This window comes from Streptomyces sp. AC602_WCS936 (assembly GCF_019049125.1).
In the GTDB taxonomy this organism is placed as follows: domain Bacteria; phylum Actinomycetota; class Actinomycetes; order Streptomycetales; family Streptomycetaceae; genus Streptomyces.
The window spans coordinates 371,951-386,836 of sequence record NZ_JAGMUF010000066.1 but is presented as its reverse complement, the minus strand read 5'-3'; the positions used below and the strand labels follow the sequence as shown (position 1 = coordinate 386,836).

Here is a 14,886-nt window from a genome sequence, read left to right as displayed (position 1 = left end):
CTCCCCCTGAGTGATTCGTTGCCGCACGCCGGCCGGATGGCCCGGGCTGGTCGTCGGAACTTCCGCCAATCCGCCCGGCCCGCGGCCCCGGATTACCCACGCCAGACGTTGATCACCAGGGGTGGAGGAGAAGCGATGCCGCGAGCGTCAGGGGAGGCCGTACGCCGTACCGCCGTCGTCGGCAGTGGAGTGGCGGGGCTGACCGCCGCGTACGTACTGGACCGCGCGCACCGCGTCACCCTCTACGAGGCCGACGACCGCCTCGGCGGACACGCCCACACCCACGACCTGACGTCGGCGGACGGCCGGGTCGACCGTGTGGATTCCGGGTTCATCGTGCACAACCGCCGCACCTACCCGAACCTGCTGCGCCTCTTCGACGAACTCGGCGTCGCCACGCAGGAGTCGGAGATGAGCATGTCGGTGCGGTGCGAGGGGTGCGGTCTGGAGTACGCGGGCGCCCGCGGCCCGGCCGGGCTCCTCGCGCGCCCGGGCAACGCCCTGCGCCGCCCGTACCTGCGCATGCTCGCCCAGGTGCCCCGCTTCCACCGCGCCGCCCGCCGGCTGCTCCTCGCCGAAGCCGAGGCACACGACTCCGGACCCGCCCACGCCCTCACCCTGGGCGAGTTCCTGGACCGCGCGGGCTTCTCGCCGTACTTCCGCGCCCACTTCGTGACACCGGTCGTCTCCGCCGTCTGGTCCTGCGACGCCGCCACGGCCCTGCGCTACCCGGCCGCCTATCTGTTCCGCTTCCTGCACCACCACGGCCTGCTCGCCGTGGGCGGCTCACCGGTGTGGCGCACCGTCACCGGCGGCTCCCGCTCCTACGTGGACCGGATCGCCCGGCGACTGCCCGACGTCCGCACCGCCACCCCGGTGCGTTCGGTGATCCGGCACGCGGACGGCGTGGACATCACCGCCGCCGACGGCACCACGGACACGTACGACCACGTGGTGATCGCCGTCCACCCCGACCAGGCGCTGGATTTGCTGGCCGACCCGACGCCCGAGGAGAAGGAAGTACTCGACGCCTTCCGGTACTCCCGCAACACCACCCTCCTGCACACCGACACCTCCCTCCTCCCGCGCTCACGGGGAGCCCGCTCCTCCTGGAACTACCTCATGCCCGCCTGCGACGCCGGCGCAGACCGGGTCCGCGTCAGCTACGACATGAACCGCCTGCAACGCCTCGACGCCCCCGACACCTACGTCGTCACCCTGGGCGGCGACGACCGGGTCGACCCCGGCCGGGTACTGGCCCGCATGACCTACGAACACCCCGTCTACACGCCCGAGTCGGTCGCCGCCCAGCGCCGCCTGCCCGGCCTGCGCACCCCGGCCACCGCCTACGCCGGCGCCTACCACGGCTGGGGATTCCACGAGGACGGCTGCCGCTCCGGCGTGGAGGCCGCCGCGGCACTCGGAGTCACCTGGTGACGACCCGGCCCCCCACCACCGGGCGCCCGGGGCTCTACCCCTGCGAGACGGTCCACGTACGCACCGGGCCGATCCGCCACACCCTGCGCCACCGCACCTACATGTGGCTCGTCGACCTCGACCGGCTCCCCGAACCGCCGCGCCCTCTGCGTCCCTTCGCCGGCTTCCGGGCCGACGACCACTTCACCGGCGACGCCCCCACCCTGCGGGCCGGCCTCGAACGCTTCCTCGCCGCACGCGGCGTCGACCTGGAGGGCGGACGGGTCATGATGCTCACCCACGCCCGCGTCCTCGGGTACGTCTTCAACCCGCTGACCCTGTACTGGTGCCACGGCCCCGACGGCACCCCGCGCTGCGTGGTCGCCGAGGTGCACAACACCTACGGCGAACGGCACGCCTACCTGCTCCACCCCGACGAGGCCGGTGTCGCCCACGTCGACAAGGACTTCTACGTCTCCCCGTTCTTCCCCGTCGACGGCGCCTACCGCATGCGGCTCCCGCTCCCCGGCGACCGCCTCGACCTGACCGTACGACTGGACCGGCCCGGCGCCCGGCCGTTCACCGCGACCGTCCGCGGCACCCGCCGCGAGCCCACCGGCGCCGCCCTGCTGCGCCTCGCGCTGCGCCACCCCCTGTCCACCCTCGCCGTGTCGGCCGGCATCCGCCGCCACGGCATACGCCTGTATCTGCGCGGCCTGCCCGTCCAGCCGCGCCCGAACCACCGCACCACGGAGAAGGCGACATGACCGCGACCCACCCCGACCCACGCCCCACCGCCGCGCCCCGTGTCCCGGGCGCCCGCAGCACGCCCGTCGACCCGGCCCGCTGGCCCGACGCGGCCGCCCCGCCCCGGGCCTCCGGTGCGCGCCGGGCCCTCGCCGCGGCCGTCGTACGCCGGGCGCTGGAGCGGCTGCCGCTGCGGGTGCGGTTCGCCGACGGGGACACCGTCGGGCTGGGCGGACCGCTGGTGGAGGTCCACGACCCCGACGCATTCCACGGACGGATCGGCGCCCAGGGTCTGATCGGCTTCGGCGAGTCCTACATGGCCGGCGAGTGGGACGCCCCGGACCCGGTCGGCGCCCTCACCGTACTCGCGGCCCACGCCCCCGACCTCGTGCCCGCCCCCCTCCAGCGGCTGCGCCGCCTGTGGCACCAGCGCCGGCCCGCCGCCCGCCGCAACACCCCCGATGGCGCACGCACCAACATCAGCGACCACTACGACCTGTCCAACGACCTGTTCGCCCTCTTCCTCGACGACACCCTCAGCTACTCCTCCGCCGTCTTCCTCGGCTTCCCGGCCCGCCGCGAATCCCTCGTCGCCGCCCAGCACCGCAAGATCGACCGGCTGCTGGACCTCGCCGAGGTCGACGACGGCACCCGGCTGCTGGAGATCGGCACCGGCTGGGGCGAGCTGGCCCTGCGGGCAGCCGCACGCGGCGCGCACGTCACCACGCTCACCCTCTCCCGCGAACAGCGCGACCGTGCCGTGGAGCGCGCCCACGAGGCCGGACTCGCCGACCGCGTCCGGGTCGAACTGCGCGACTACCGCGAGGAGTCCGGCACCTACGACGCCGTCGTCAGCGTCGAGATGATCGAGGCCGTCGGCGCCGAGTTCTGGCCGGTCTACTTCCGCACCCTCGACGCCCGCCTCGCCCCCGGTGGCCGGGCCGCCCTCCAGGCCATCACCATGCCGCACGACCGCATGCTGGCCGCCCGCGACACCCACACCTGGATCACCAAGTACGTCTTCCCCGGCGGCCTGATCCCCTCCGCCGACGCCATCGAGGAGACCGTCCGCGACCACACGCGGCTCGGCGTCGCCCGCCGGGACGCCTTCGGCCCGCACTACGCCGAGACGCTGCGCCTGTGGCGGGAGACCTTCACCGAGCGCGCCGCCGAGGTCGACGCCCTCGGCTTCGACGAGACCTTCCGCCGCCTGTGGACCTTCTACCTCGCCTACTCCGAGGCCGGGTTCCGCGCCGGCTACCTCGACGTCCAGCAGTACCTGCTCACCAAGGAGGGCCCGGCCCGATGACCACCGCCCGCACCACCCGGCCCGGCGCCGCCCACCGGCTCGCCGCGCTCGTCGAGGAGGCGCTCGGCGGCCCCCTGCCGCTCGGGCTGCGCGCCTGGGACGGCTCCGAGACCGGCCCCGCCGACGGTCCGGTGGTCGTCGTACGTTCCCGGCGCGCCCTGCGCCGCCTGCTGTGGCAGCCCGGCGAACTCGGTCTCGCCCAGGCCTACGTCACCGGCGAACTGGACATCGACGGTGACCTCGCCGTCGGCCTGCGCCGGATGTGGGAGGCGGCCCGCGAGCGCCGGCTGCACCCGCCCCGCCCGGGCCTCGGCGACCGGGCCCGCGCCGTCGGCACCGCGGTGCGCCTGGGCGCCGTCGGCCCCCGCCCGGCCACCCCCGCCTCCCAGGCTCGCCTGCGCGGCGGACTGCACAGCAAGTCCCGCGACCGGGCCGCCATCAGCCACCACTACGACCTCTCCAACGACTTCTACCGCCTGCTTCTCGACGAGACCATGGCCTACTCGTGCGGTGTGTGGACCGGCGAGGACGCCGACGCGAGCCCCGCCGGTGCCCAGCACGCCAAACTGGAGCTGATCTGCCGCAAGCTGAACCTCGCCTCCGGCGCCCGCCTTCTCGACATCGGCTGCGGCTGGGGCTCGCTCACCCTGTACGCGGCCGAACGGCACAAGGCGCAGGTCACCGCGGTCACCCTGGCCCAGGAGCAGGCGGCGTACGTGCGCGGGCAGGTGCGCGAGCGCGGACTGGAGCACCGGGTGGAGGTGATCTGCCAGGACTACCGGGACATCACCGGGGGGGACTACGACGCCGTGTCCACGGTCGAGATGGGCGAGCACGTCGGCGACGCCGAGTACCCGGCGTTCGCCGCCGCCCTGCACCGCTTGGTGCGCCCGCGGGGCCGGGTCCTGGTGCAGCAGATGTCCCGTGGCCGCAACGCGCCCGGCGGCGGGGCCTTCATCGAGGCCTACATCGCACCCGACATGCACATGCGGCCGCTCGGCGAGACGGTCCAGCTCCTGGAGGACGCCGGCCTGGAAGTACGCCACGTCGAGTCCCTGCGCGAGCACTACGTCCGCACGGTCACCGCCTGGGCGCGCACCCTGGAGGAACGCTGGGACGACTTCACCGCCCTGGTCGGCGAGGAGACCGCCCGGGTGTGGCGGCTGTACCTGGTCGGCGGTGCGCTCGCCTTCGAACAGCGGCGCATGGGCGTCGACCAGATCCTCGGCGTCCGGCCCACTCGTGAGGGAGTCAGCGGCATGCCGGCGACGCCGGGGGAGTGGTACGAGCGGCTGGACCGGTCGTGAGCGGCTTCCCGTGGGGCGCGTTCGCGTCGGGTCTCGGCTGGGCGGCCGGCGCCGCGTTCGCCGTCATGCTGGTCACCTTCGCGGTCGCCGTGCGCAAGGGCGTGCACCGGGTCGTGGACACCGCGTGGGGCGTCGGGTTCGCCGCGGTCGCCGCCGTGACCTGGGCGGCAACGGCGGCGGCCGGGGAAGGCGACCCCGGGCGCCGTGCCCTGGTGGCCGTCCTGACCGTCGTCTGGGGCCTGCGCCTCGCCGCGCACATCGCCCGGCGCGGCCGGGGCCGCGGCGAGGACCCGCGCTACGACGCCCTGCTCGCCAAGGCCCCCGGCAACCGCGATCTCTACGCCCTGCGCGTGGTCTACCTGCTCCAGGGTGCCCTGGTGTGGCTGGTGTCGCTGCCCGTGCAGGCCGCCTCGTACGGCTCCGGTCCGATGACGGCCCTGGCCTGGACCGGGGCGGCCGTGTGGGCCGTGGGGCTCGGCTTCGAGGCCGTCGGCGACGCCCAGCTGGCCCGGTTCAAGGCGGACCCGGCGAACCGGGGCCGCATCATGGACCGCGGGCTGTGGAGCTGGACCCGGCACCCGAACTACTTCGGCGACTTCCTCGTCTGGTGGGGCCTGTTCCTGATCGCCTGCGACGCCGGCCTCCCGGCCGCCGCCGTGTCGGTCCTCTCCCCGCTGGTCATGACGTACCTGCTGATCGGCGGCAGCGGGAAGCGGCTGCTGGAACGGCACATGGCCGACCGCCCCGGGTGGGCCGCGTACGCCGCACGCACCAGCGGCTTCTTCCCGCGCCCGCCGCGCCCCGAGCCCGGGAGGGGAGCGGACGGCCCGTGAACGGAGCGGACGGTGGGGACGCCTCGCTCGTCCCCACCGTTCGTCCCGCCGTCCGTCACAGCCGGCGGGAGAACACCACCCGGTCCTGCCCCGGGCCGTCGTAGTCGGCCACCGGCTCGGAGCACTCGAAGCCCAGGGCCGTGTGGAAGGCGATGGAGCGCGTGTTGTGCGGCGAGGTGACCGCCTTGACGACCGTGCGGCCGGCCTGGCGTGCCTCGGCGAAGAACCGCTCGTACAGCGACCGGGCGAGCCCGGTCCGGCGCATCCCCGGGGCGACTCCGGTGAAGTGGATGTACGCCTCACCCGGTCGGGACGGGGAGAGGAAGCCGACGACGAAGCCCGCCAGCTCCCCGTCCTCGCCCTCGGCGACCAGGCTGGTCCGGTGGAAGTGGTCCAGGTGGAGCCGGTTGAGCAGGCCCGACACCGGGCGTCCCCACCAGGTGTCGACCACCGCGACGATCGCCTCGAAGTCCTCCGGACGTGCGCTGCGGGTCGTGACGCTGTCCGGCGTGGGTGAAAGAGCCATGGCCGAAGCCTTGCATCCGCGCCCACCCGGCGGGCACCGGGGGCGGGCGCGGATGACGCTGGACCCACCGGGATCAAGCCGGCATGGTCATCAGCGCGATCGGTGCGGAGGTCGGCTGCTCGGACCCGCCCGCCGGCTCCACCGTGATCCCGACACCCGCCGCGCCGTCCACGGCGCCCTCCATCAGTACCGCCTGACTGGTGCGGCCGGGCTCCATCAGGCCCGCCGACCGCATCGTGCCGTGGTCGTCGAACCAGAGCTGGTACACCTTGCCCTGCGGCGGCTCGGCCATGCCCGAGGCCAGGAACACGGCCCGGTCCTCGCGCTCGGAGACGATCAGCGTCCCGGTCGCCCCGTCGGCCAGGCGCGCGGTGCGGGACTCGGCGTCGGGCGCGGCCAGCACGCCGGCCAGGGTTCCGGCCCGCTGCTCCGCCTGCGCCGCACGCTCCCCGGCGTCCTCGGCCCGCTGGTACTGCCACACGGTGGTGCCGCCGAGCCCGGCCGCCGCCGCCACGCACGCGGCCAGCGCCCACCGGGCCAGCCCCCGCCCCCGGGGGACGACGCGCCGCGCCCGCTCCACCGTCCCGCCGCCCGGCGGCACCTGTCGCACGGTGGTGATGCGCTGCAGCACCCGGTCCTTGAGCACGGGGCCGGGGGTGACGGCGGTGGCCAGGCCCAGCCGGGCCGCCGCCGCGGCCAGCTCCAGACTCTCCTGCTCGCAGGGGCCGCAGTGCCCCAGATGTCGTTCGAACGCGGTCCGCTCGTCGTCGGGCAGCGCGTGCAGGGCGTAGGCGCCCGTCAGGCTGTGCAGGTCCTCGGTGCGCATCACGCGCTCACCCCCAGGCAGTCACGGAGCCGGATGAGACCGTCGCGCAGCCGCGTCTTCACCGTGCCGAGCGGCAGCGCGAGCGCCTCGGCGACCTGCCGGTAGGTCAGGCCGCGGTAGTAGGCGAGGGTGACGGACTGGCGCTGGATCTCGGTGAGGGTGCGCAGACAGCGCCGTACCTGCTCCCGCTCCAGCCGAGTCTCCACCTGCTCGGTCACCTCGTCGTACTCGGGCGTACGGTCGAGCAGGGCGGCCTTGTGGTCGCGGGCCGCGGCGGCCTCCACCGACCGCACCCGGTCCACGGCCCGCCGGTGGGCCAGGGTCAGGATCCAGTTGATCACCGTGCCGCGCTCGGGCCGGTAGCGGGGCGCCGTGCGCCACACCTCCACCAGCACCTCCTGCGCGACCTCCTCCGACTGCGCCTGGTCGCGCAGCACCGCCCGGACGACCCCGAGCACCGGCCCCGCCACCGCGTCGTAGACCGCGGCGAAGGAGTCCTGATCGCCCAGGGCCACCTCACGGATGAGCTGTTGCAGATCAGGCTGGGCCGATGGATTTCTGCCGATGTGTACGGCTTCTTTCACGAGGGTGTCTCCAAAAGAATGCGACGGGCGGGGGTGTCCCCGGGTAATCCGAGGCCGCACGGCCCGCGGATTGGTCGCGAGCCTCCCACGGTGTCCGGCGAGGCGGCACCGGCCTGCCGCATGACCAGCCGTTTGCACTCCGGGCCACGGGCAACCCGGGTGCGGATGCCGACCGCCGTACTGGAGGTGCCATGGTGCTCACCCGTGGGAGAACCGCCCGAACCGCAGCCGCCGCCGTTGTGGCCGCGGCGGCCCTGGCCCTGACCGGCTGCGGCGGGGACGACAGTTTCGAGCTGCAGGACTGGCACGCGCCCGGCCAGAACGCGAGCGTCGGCGACGTCCTGATCCGCTACGCCCACGTGGCCGAGCCGAAGGGTGAGCCCTGGCAGGTCGGTGACGACGTCCCGGCGTACGTCTGGCTCGTGAACGAGGGGGACAAGGCCGACCGGCTGGTGGGCGCGAGCAGCTCCAACGCCGAGTCGGTGGACATCGTGAACGCCGACGGCAAGCCCCTGCCGGACGGGGTGGAGCTCCCACCGAACCAGCTCCAGCAACTGGAGCCGGGCAAGAGCCATCTGCTGCTGCGGGACGTGCGCAAGGTGGTCCGCGGCGGCGACTTCATGAAGATCACCCTGAACTTCGAGAAGGCCGGGTCCGTCACCTTCAACATCCAGTCGCAGATCCCCGTCTACGACACCAGTCCCACGCCCAGCGGGTGACCTCGCCGGTGCCGCACGGGTAGACTGCGGCCGTTCGCGTTCGACGAGCCCATGAATCGGGACGACGGGGAGGTGAGGTCGATGACCGCGCTCGAAGCCGCGCTTCGCGGCGCCCGGGTCTCCCTCGCGACCCGGGCCACGTCCTGAGCCAGCCGAACGCAACCAGGAACGGATCCTCACCCAGTCATGTCGCACACCTGGAACACCCGCGCCGAGACCGGCGCCGACATCCCCGCCGTCCGTGACATCGTCCGTGCCGCCTTCCCCACGCCGGAAGAGGCCGCCCTCGTCGACGCGCTGCGCGCCGACCCGGGGGCCTGGATCGACGGCCTGTCCCTCGTCGCGGTGGACGACGACGACCGCCCCGTGGGCCACGCGCTGCTGACCCGGTGCCACATCGGGGACAGCCCGGCGCTCTGCCTGGCACCCGTCGCCGTGCTCCCCGGCCACCAGCGCACCGGCGCCGGCGCCGCGGCTGTCCGTGCGGCACTCGCCGCGGCCGGACGCCTCGGCGAGCACCACGTCGTCGTGCTCGGACACCCGGAGTACTACCCCCGGTTCGGCTTCGGCCGAGCCTCCGCCCACGGCATCGGCCTGACCATCGACGTCCCCGACGAGGCCCTCATGGCCCTCACCCTGGACGCCGCCCACCCGCTGCCGGCCGGCACCGTCCGCTACGCGGCTCCCTTCGGCATCTGACCGAGGGCGCTCCGGCCCGCCGCCGTACATGACAGCGGGGCCGCCCGTCCGGATCGGACGGGCGGCCCCGCTGTCATGTGTGCCGGGCGCCTCAGGCGACGGGCGCCGCGGGGCCCTTGTCGGCCGGGGCGGCGGCGGACTCGCCGGCCTCCTCGGCGAGGCGCTCCATGCCGCTGGTGGTCTTCAGCGGCTTCTCCTTGATGAAGACCACGGCGACCAGCGCCAGCAGCGCGAACGGGGTGGCGACGAGGAACAGGTCGGCGGTGGCGACGCCGTAGGCGTGCTGCACGATCTCCCGCATCGGGGCGGGCAGCGCGCTCATGTCCGGGACGGCCCCGTGACCGCCGCCCGAGCCGCCCTCGGCGGCGCCGGTGGCGCCCGCCTTCTCCAGGCCCTTGGTCATCTCGGTCGCGACCCGGTTGGCGAGGATCGCGCCGAGCACGCTGGTGCCGATCGTGCCGCCCATGCTGCGGAAGAAGGACAGCACGGAGGTCGCGGCGCCCAGTTCGGCCGCGGGGACGTCGTTCTGCGCCGCGAGCACCAGGTTCTGCATCAGCATGCCGACGCCGATACCGAGGACGGCCATGTAGAGGCTGAGCAGCCCGAAGTGGGTCTCGGCGTCGATCAGCGAGAGCAGCGCCAGGCCGGCGGTCATGATGACCGCGCCCGCCACCAGGTAGCCCTTCCACTTGCCGGTCCGGCTGATGAGCTGTCCGGCGACGGTGGAGGACACCAGCAGACCCAGGATCATCGGCAGGCTCATCAGACCGGCGACGGTCGGCGACTTGCCCAGGGAGACCTGGAAGTACTGGGAGAGGAAGACGGTTCCGCCGAACATCGCGACGCCGACCAGGAGGCTGGCGACCGTGGTCAGGGTGACCGTGCGGTTCCTGAAGATGTCGAGCGGGATCACCGGCTCGTCGGTGCGGGCCTCGACGAGGACGGCCAGGCCCAGCAGGACCACGCCGCCGACGACGAGCGCGGCGGTCTGCCAGGACGCCCAGTCGAACTGGTTGCCCGCCAGGGAGACCCAGATGAGCAGCGCGCAGACACCGGCGACGATCAGGAAGGCGCCGAGCCAGTCGATCTTCACCTGGCGCTTGACGGTGGGCAGCTTCAGCGTGCGCTGGAGCAGGAAGATGGCCAGCAGCGCGAACGGCACGCCGATGAAGAAGCACCAGCGCCAGCCCAGCCAGTCGGTGTCCACCAGCACACCGCCGATCAGCGGCCCGGCCACGGTGCCGACGGCGAAGACGGCACCGAAGATGCCCGAGTACTTGCCCAGTTCCCGGGGCGGGATGACGGCGGCCATGACGACCTGCGCGAGCGCGGTCAGACCACCCGCGCCGATGCCCTGCACGACCCGGCTGAAGATCAGCAGCGTCGTGTCGTGCGAGAAGCCCGCGAGCAGCGAGCCGATCACGAACATCAGCAGCGACAGCTGGAGCAGCAGCTTCTTGTTGAAGAGGTCGGACAGCTTGCCCCACAGGGGCACGGTCGCGGTCATCGCCAGGAGTTCGGCGGTGACGACCCAGGTGTAGGAGGACTGGCTGGCACCCAGGTCGGCGATGATCGTCGGCAGCGCGTTGGACACGACGGTGCCCGCGAGGATGGCGACGAACATGCCGGCCATCAGGCCGGACATGGCCTGGAGTATCTGCCGTTGGTTCATGGCGGTGGGAGGCGCGTCGGCGGGCGCCTGAGCTGCGGTCACGGCATCTCTTTCGGTGGTGGTCTGACGAGTCGCGCCGGCGTCCGGCGCGGCGGCGGCGGAAGTGGTGCGGAGGCGGTTACGCGGGAGGGGCCGGAAGACCGGCGGCCAGGAGGGAGAACACCTCGTGGAAGACGTCGAGGAAGGCGGCTTCGTCCTGGTGGGCCGACCAGTGGTCCATGCTGGTCCGCACCGCGGTGCCGGCCACCGCGGCCAGCAGCCGCGGATAGAGGCCGCCGCCGGCGTCGCCGAGGCGTTCGGCGATGGCTTCGGCCAGCTCCGCCTCGGCCGCCATGTGCGCGCCGACGCCCCTCGCCAGGAGGTGCGGTGAGGCGTGCAGCACCTCGGCGTGCAGCCGCCACAGTTCGTGCTGCTGCTCCGCCTCGGCGAGCTCCGCCGCCATGGCCGCGCGCAGCACTTCCAGCGGGGGGAGGCCGGGCGGTGCCTCGACCACGGCGCGCCGCATGCGGGCGCCCGAGTCGGCGTCGATGACGACGAAGGCGTCGTCGCGCGTGTCGAAGTAGTTGAAGAAGGTGCGTACCGAGACCCCGGCCGCGGCGCTGATCGCCTCCACGGTGACCTTCTCCGCCCCGTGCTCGGCGGCGAGCCGTACCGCGGCCTCGGCGAGAGCGGCACGCGTGGCCCGCTTCTTCCGCTCCCGCAGACCGCCCCCCGCGGCACCCTTCTCCGTCATAAGTTGCATGGTATGCAAAGATGCACGTCATGCAAAATTGGCGGGCACCGACCCTTTGAAGGGTGGCGCCCGCCGCCGTGACGTGGCCCGGCTCAGCCGGTCAGGCGCGCCAGCGTCTCCTCGAACGGGACGGCGCTCCCGGCGGCCCGGTTGTGCGGCAGCCGGGCCAGCACCGCCGCCATCCCGCAGGTGCCGGTCACCCCGGAGAACACCAGGCCCGCGCCGACGGCGCCGGACATCCAGTGCGCGGGACGCCAGGCGCGGCCCGCCAGGAAGCCCAGGGCGACCAGCGAGCCGGCGGCGAAGCGGACCTGCCGGTCCATCGCCCACGGCGTGCGCGAGCCGGCCTGGCGCTCGACCGGGTGGCCCGCCGCGGCCCAGGCGCTCGTGCCGCCTTCGAGGGTGGTCGCCTCGACGCCCCGCGCCGTCAGCCGGGCGCAGCCCTGCGCGGACCGGTTCCCGGAGGCGCACACGAGCAGCAGCGGTCCGCTCGCGGCGGCCGCCCCGAGCGCGGCGACGGCCTCGTCCAGCCGGTCGAGCGGGACGTTGTGCGCGCCGGGCAGGTGGCCGCCGGCGTACTCGCCGGGGGAGCGGACGTCGACGACGGTGAACTCGCCCAGGCGGTCCACTGCCTCCTGCGGGGTCAGCGTGGCGGCCGGTGCGGTGCGGGTGGTCATGGAAGGACCTTTCTCGTTGTGTGCGGCCCCGGGGTAGGATACCCGTGGGGGTATGTGGGGCCCGGTGGAGGAGGAAGCGTGGAACTCGACATGTCGGCCGACGAGCTGAAGTCGGCGCTCAACCGGCTGCGGCGCGCCCAGGGGCAGCTGGCGGGAGTCATCCGGATGATCGAGGAGGGGCGCGACTGCGAGGACGTGGTCACCCAGCTCGCCGCCGTCTCCCGGGCCCTGGACCGGGCCGGTTTCTCGATCATCGCGACGGGGCTCCAGCAGTGCATGACCAGTGACGACCCCGAGGTGCGTGACTCGGCCCAGATGCGGGCCCGCCTGGAGAAGCTCTTCCTCTCCCTGGCCTGACCGGCGCGGCTCGGCGGCCGGTCACAGCGCCGCCGTGGCGCCCATCGCCACGGCGACGGCGAGCAGCACGGCGCCGAACACGCGCCGCAGCGTCCCAGCGGACACCTTGGCCGCCAGCCGCCTGCCGTCCCACGCGCCGAGGACGGCGGTGGCCAGGAACGGCAGGAGCAGCGTGAGGTCCAGGTGGACGGCGGTGTACGCCCGGGCCGCGAGGGCCACCAGCGCGTTGGCCGTCACGACCAGGAGACTTGTGCCCACCGCGGCGCCCATCGGCACGGCCAGCACCGTCACCAGCGCGGGGACCGCGAGGAAACCGCCGCCGACGCCGAGGAACCCGGTCACCGCGCCCAGCCCGGCCCCCGCCCCGGCCGCCCGGACGCCCGAGGCGGGGCCGCCCTCGCGGGGTGCGCGGCGGCGCAGCATGTGCACCCCGGCCAGCGCGGCCAGCGCGGCGAACAGCAGCGTCAGCACCGTCTCGGGGACCCGCGCGGACAGCGCGCCGGCCGCCGCGGCGGGCAGCAGACCCGCCGCCGCGAACACCAGCCCGGCCCGCCACCGCACCGCGCCGGCCCGGGCGTGGGCGACCAGTGCGGTGACCGACGAGACGATCACGACGACCAGGCTCGCGGTGGTCGCCGCGGCCGGGGTGAAACCGAGCAGGTAGATCAGCGCGGGGACGGCGAGGATGCTGCCGCCCGCCCCCAGCGCGCCCAGGGCGACGCCGGCCACGGCACCGGCCGTGAGGGCGAGGACGAGCGCGGTCATACGGCCCGGCCGCCCGACGGCGTGACCAGCGGGAGACCGGCGTCCGCCGCCGCCGCGAAGCCGTCGTCGATGGCGACCACCTCACGGCCGGCGGCGTCCAGCACGGACGCGGCGACGGCCGCGCGCATACCGCCCGCGCAGTGCACCCACACCGTGCCCGGCGGCACCTCGTCCAGCCGGCGGTGCACCTCGTGGACGGGGACGTGCACGCTGCCCTCGACCCAGCCGTTCGCACGCTCGCTGTCCCGGCGTACGTCGAGGACCACCACGTCCGCGCCCTCGTGGCGCGCCGTGGCCAGCTCGGCGAACGTGGCCCGCCGGAACGAGGCCGGCCGGGCGCCGTCCGGGACCCAGTCGGCCGGGGAGCCGACCGCCGCCGCGGCCGGCCGGTCGATGCCCACCCGGGCCAGCTCCCGCTGGGCGCGGGCGACGTCCGCGGCGCTCCCCGCGAGCAGCGTCACCGGCTTGCCCCACGGGATCATCCACGCCAGATACGTCGCGAGCTGTCCGTCGACCTCGAAGTTGAACGCCCCGGCCACGTGCCCCGCGGCGAAGGCCACCCGGCCGCGCAGGTCCACGACCCACTCACCGGCGGCCAGCCGCCGGGCGATCTCGTCGGCGTCGGCGCGGCGGGGCTCGGTCAGGTCCACGGGGGCGGGGCCGTCCGTGTTGACCGGACCCATGTGGGCGTAATAGGCGGGCACGTCGTCCAGGCCGGCCAGCAGTTGGGCGACGAAGACCTCCACGTCCTGCACGAGCGCCGGATTGGCCGCCTTCTCGGCACCTATGGTGCTGTGCTCGCCGCCCGCCGGGGCGGAGGAGCAGAAGCTGCCGAATCCGTGCGTCGGCAGCACGGCCACCTCGTCGTCCAGCTGGTCGGCGAGGCGGTGGGCGGAGGCGTGCTGGGCGCGGGCCAGCTCCTCGGTCAGCCGCGGCTCCACCAGGTCGGGCCGGCCCACGCTGCCGATCAGCAGGGAGCCGCCGGTGAAGGCGGCCACCGCCCGGCCCGACTCCTGAAGGACGTACGAGGTGTGGTGCGGGGTGTGACCGGGCGTGGCCACCGCGCGCAGCTCCAGGCCCTCGTCGACCGGCTCCACGTCCCCGTCGGCCACCGCCACGCGCGCGTACGCCACCTCGGCCCCGGCCGGCACCAGGTAGCGGGCGCCGGTGAGGCGGGCCAGCTCCAGGCCACCGGTTACGTAGTCGTTGTGGACGTGCGTCTCGGCGACGGCGGTGATCCGCACCCCGCGCCGCGCGGCCTCGGCGATGACCCGGTCGATGTCCCGCGGCGGGTCCACGACCACGGCCGAGCGGGCACCGCCCGCCAGGTGGCTGCGGTTGCCCAGCCCCTCGGTCTCCAGGACGTCGACAAAGAACACGGCACTCTCCTTCCGATTACCCCCCGGGGTATCCGGTTCCCACCGTAACAGATATACCCAGGGGGGTATCGAAGCGGGTGAGGTCGGTGCAGGACCCGTACAGGGGCGGTACGGGCCTCGTGCAACTCCTGCGTGTCCCCCGAAAGTTGGGGTACTCGGTGCTTCAGCACGGTCGGCACCGGGGTCGGCGCCGGTGGCGGCCGTGCCATTCCGTGCCCGTCCCGGTCCGGACACCGGCGTGACCCGAACGGTCCTGTCGGGTACCCGACCGGCTCGCGCAGGGTTGGGATGTGCACGGGCACCCCGTGCCCGCGCGGCCCGACCGCTGTCCCGACAC

16 protein-coding genes are annotated in these 14,886 nt (G+C 74.2%); 8 read left to right on the top strand and 8 right to left on the bottom strand.

Annotation, left to right across the window (positions count from 1 at the left end; all coding sequences use genetic code 11):
* Positions 1-135: 135 nt before the first annotated feature.
* From KUM03_RS23555 to KUM03_RS23535, 5 genes are read left to right on the top strand one after another with little or no spacing between them, the layout of a single operon-like run.
* Positions 136-1,437, top strand: coding sequence for an NAD(P)/FAD-dependent oxidoreductase (locus KUM03_RS23555; protein WP_217251274.1), 1,302 nt, complete (start codon positions 136-138; stop codon positions 1,435-1,437).
* Positions 1,434-2,183, top strand: a complete 750-nt coding sequence (locus KUM03_RS23550) for a DUF1365 domain-containing protein (protein ID WP_217251273.1) — start codon at positions 1,434-1,436, stop codon at positions 2,181-2,183. Before KUM03_RS23555 ends, KUM03_RS23550 begins: the two co-directional genes overlap by 4 nt.
* Positions 2,180-3,472: a cyclopropane-fatty-acyl-phospholipid synthase family protein gene (locus KUM03_RS23545; protein ID WP_217251272.1), complete on the top strand. Its 1,293-nt coding sequence runs from the start codon at positions 2,180-2,182 to the stop codon at positions 3,470-3,472. Before KUM03_RS23550 ends, KUM03_RS23545 begins: the two co-directional genes overlap by 4 nt.
* A complete protein-coding gene (locus tag KUM03_RS23540; protein WP_217251271.1) occupies positions 3,469-4,779 on the top strand; it encodes a cyclopropane-fatty-acyl-phospholipid synthase family protein in 1,311 nt (436 codons plus the stop codon). Before KUM03_RS23545 ends, KUM03_RS23540 begins: the two co-directional genes overlap by 4 nt.
* On the top strand, positions 4,776-5,612 hold the full coding sequence (locus KUM03_RS23535; protein ID WP_217251270.1) for a DUF1295 domain-containing protein: 837 nt from the start codon (positions 4,776-4,778) through the stop codon (positions 5,610-5,612). Before KUM03_RS23540 ends, KUM03_RS23535 begins: the two co-directional genes overlap by 4 nt.
* A gap of 55 nt (positions 5,613-5,667) precedes the next feature.
* Here the strand turns inward: KUM03_RS23535 and KUM03_RS23530 are convergent, their stop codons facing one another.
* From KUM03_RS23530 to KUM03_RS23520, 3 genes are all read right to left on the bottom strand, one after another.
* Positions 5,668-6,138, bottom strand: a complete 471-nt coding sequence (locus KUM03_RS23530; RefSeq protein WP_217251269.1) for a GNAT family N-acetyltransferase — start codon at positions 6,136-6,138, stop codon at positions 5,668-5,670.
* Positions 6,139-6,211: 73 nt separating this feature from the next.
* Entirely contained in the window at positions 6,212-6,964 is a 753-nt protein-coding gene (locus tag KUM03_RS23525; protein WP_217251268.1) for an anti-sigma factor domain-containing protein, read from the bottom strand.
* On the bottom strand, positions 6,964-7,548 hold the full coding sequence (locus KUM03_RS23520) for a sigma-70 family RNA polymerase sigma factor (protein WP_217251267.1): 585 nt from the start codon (positions 7,546-7,548) through the stop codon (positions 6,964-6,966). Before KUM03_RS23520 ends, KUM03_RS23525 begins: the two co-directional genes overlap by 1 nt.
* Positions 7,549-7,739: 191 nt before the next feature.
* On the opposite strand from KUM03_RS23520, the gene KUM03_RS23515 reads away from it, so the two are divergent.
* Together KUM03_RS23515 and KUM03_RS23510 are read left to right on the top strand one after the other, a co-directional pair.
* A complete protein-coding gene (locus KUM03_RS23515) occupies positions 7,740-8,267 on the top strand; it encodes a copper chaperone PCu(A)C (protein WP_217251266.1) in 528 nt (175 codons plus the stop codon).
* A 186-nt stretch (positions 8,268-8,453) separates the two neighbouring features.
* Positions 8,454-8,966 carry a GNAT family N-acetyltransferase gene (locus tag KUM03_RS23510; RefSeq protein ID WP_217251265.1) on the top strand — a complete coding sequence of 171 codons (513 nt, stop codon included), beginning with the start codon at positions 8,454-8,456 and terminating at the stop codon, positions 8,964-8,966.
* A 91-nt stretch (positions 8,967-9,057) separates the two neighbouring features.
* On the opposite strand, the gene KUM03_RS23505 is transcribed toward KUM03_RS23510, so the two are convergent.
* The 3 genes from KUM03_RS23505 to KUM03_RS23495 all read right to left on the bottom strand — a co-directional run bounded on the left by KUM03_RS23505 (position 9,058) and on the right by KUM03_RS23495 (position 12,048).
* On the bottom strand, positions 9,058-10,638 hold the full coding sequence (locus tag KUM03_RS23505; RefSeq protein WP_217251434.1) for an MDR family MFS transporter: 1,581 nt from the start codon (positions 10,636-10,638) through the stop codon (positions 9,058-9,060).
* A 118-nt stretch (positions 10,639-10,756) separates the two neighbouring features.
* Complete coding sequence (locus KUM03_RS23500; protein ID WP_217251264.1) at positions 10,757-11,380, bottom strand: TetR family transcriptional regulator; 624 nt, start codon at positions 11,378-11,380, stop codon at positions 10,757-10,759.
* A gap of 83 nt (positions 11,381-11,463) precedes the next feature.
* Positions 11,464-12,048 carry a rhodanese-like domain-containing protein gene (locus tag KUM03_RS23495; RefSeq protein ID WP_217251263.1) on the bottom strand — a complete coding sequence of 195 codons (585 nt, stop codon included), beginning with the start codon at positions 12,046-12,048 and terminating at the stop codon, positions 11,464-11,466.
* A gap of 78 nt (positions 12,049-12,126) precedes the next feature.
* Between KUM03_RS23495 and KUM03_RS23490 the strand changes: the two genes are divergently transcribed.
* Positions 12,127-12,405 (top strand): metal-sensitive transcriptional regulator, encoded by a 279-nt coding sequence (locus KUM03_RS23490; protein ID WP_003978241.1) that lies wholly within the window; start codon positions 12,127-12,129, stop codon positions 12,403-12,405.
* A 21-nt stretch (positions 12,406-12,426) separates the two neighbouring features.
* Here the strand turns inward: KUM03_RS23490 and KUM03_RS23485 are convergent, their stop codons facing one another.
* Both KUM03_RS23485 and KUM03_RS23480 read right to left on the bottom strand, forming a co-directional pair.
* Positions 12,427-13,170 carry a sulfite exporter TauE/SafE family protein gene (locus tag KUM03_RS23485; protein ID WP_217251262.1) on the bottom strand — a complete coding sequence of 248 codons (744 nt, stop codon included), beginning with the start codon at positions 13,168-13,170 and terminating at the stop codon, positions 12,427-12,429.
* Positions 13,167-14,549, bottom strand: a complete 1,383-nt coding sequence (locus KUM03_RS23480; protein WP_217251261.1) for a rhodanese-like domain-containing protein — start codon at positions 14,547-14,549, stop codon at positions 13,167-13,169. The genes KUM03_RS23485 and KUM03_RS23480 overlap by 4 nt, the downstream gene beginning before the upstream one ends.
* Between the last annotated feature and the right edge of the window lie 337 nt (positions 14,550-14,886).

What these genes read in the sequence shown, in the direction of transcription:
- KUM03_RS23495 (WP_217251263.1), bottom strand. Translation starts at nt 12,048, where the DNA reads ATGACCACCCGCACCGCACCGGCCGCCACGCTGACCCCGCAGGAGGCA.
- KUM03_RS23525 (WP_217251268.1), bottom strand. Translation starts at nt 6,964, where the DNA reads ATGCGCACCGAGGACCTGCACAGCCTGACGGGCGCCTACGCCCTGCAC.
- KUM03_RS23500 (WP_217251264.1), bottom strand. Translation starts at nt 11,380, where the DNA reads ATGCAACTTATGACGGAGAAGGGTGCCGCGGGGGGCGGTCTGCGGGAG.
- KUM03_RS23505 (WP_217251434.1), bottom strand. Translation starts at nt 10,638, where the DNA reads ATGAACCAACGGCAGATACTCCAGGCCATGTCCGGCCTGATGGCCGGC.
- KUM03_RS23540 (WP_217251271.1), top strand. Translation starts at nt 3,469, where the DNA reads ATGACCACCGCCCGCACCACCCGGCCCGGCGCCGCCCACCGGCTCGCC.
- KUM03_RS23530 (WP_217251269.1), bottom strand. Translation starts at nt 6,138, where the DNA reads ATGGCTCTTTCACCCACGCCGGACAGCGTCACGACCCGCAGCGCACGT.
- KUM03_RS23510 (WP_217251265.1), top strand. Translation starts at nt 8,454, where the DNA reads ATGTCGCACACCTGGAACACCCGCGCCGAGACCGGCGCCGACATCCCC.
- KUM03_RS23545 (WP_217251272.1), top strand. Translation starts at nt 2,180, where the DNA reads ATGACCGCGACCCACCCCGACCCACGCCCCACCGCCGCGCCCCGTGTC.
- KUM03_RS23515 (WP_217251266.1), top strand. Translation starts at nt 7,740, where the DNA reads ATGGTGCTCACCCGTGGGAGAACCGCCCGAACCGCAGCCGCCGCCGTT.
- KUM03_RS23555 (WP_217251274.1), top strand. Translation starts at nt 136, where the DNA reads ATGCCGCGAGCGTCAGGGGAGGCCGTACGCCGTACCGCCGTCGTCGGC.
- KUM03_RS23485 (WP_217251262.1), bottom strand. Translation starts at nt 13,170, where the DNA reads ATGACCGCGCTCGTCCTCGCCCTCACGGCCGGTGCCGTGGCCGGCGTC.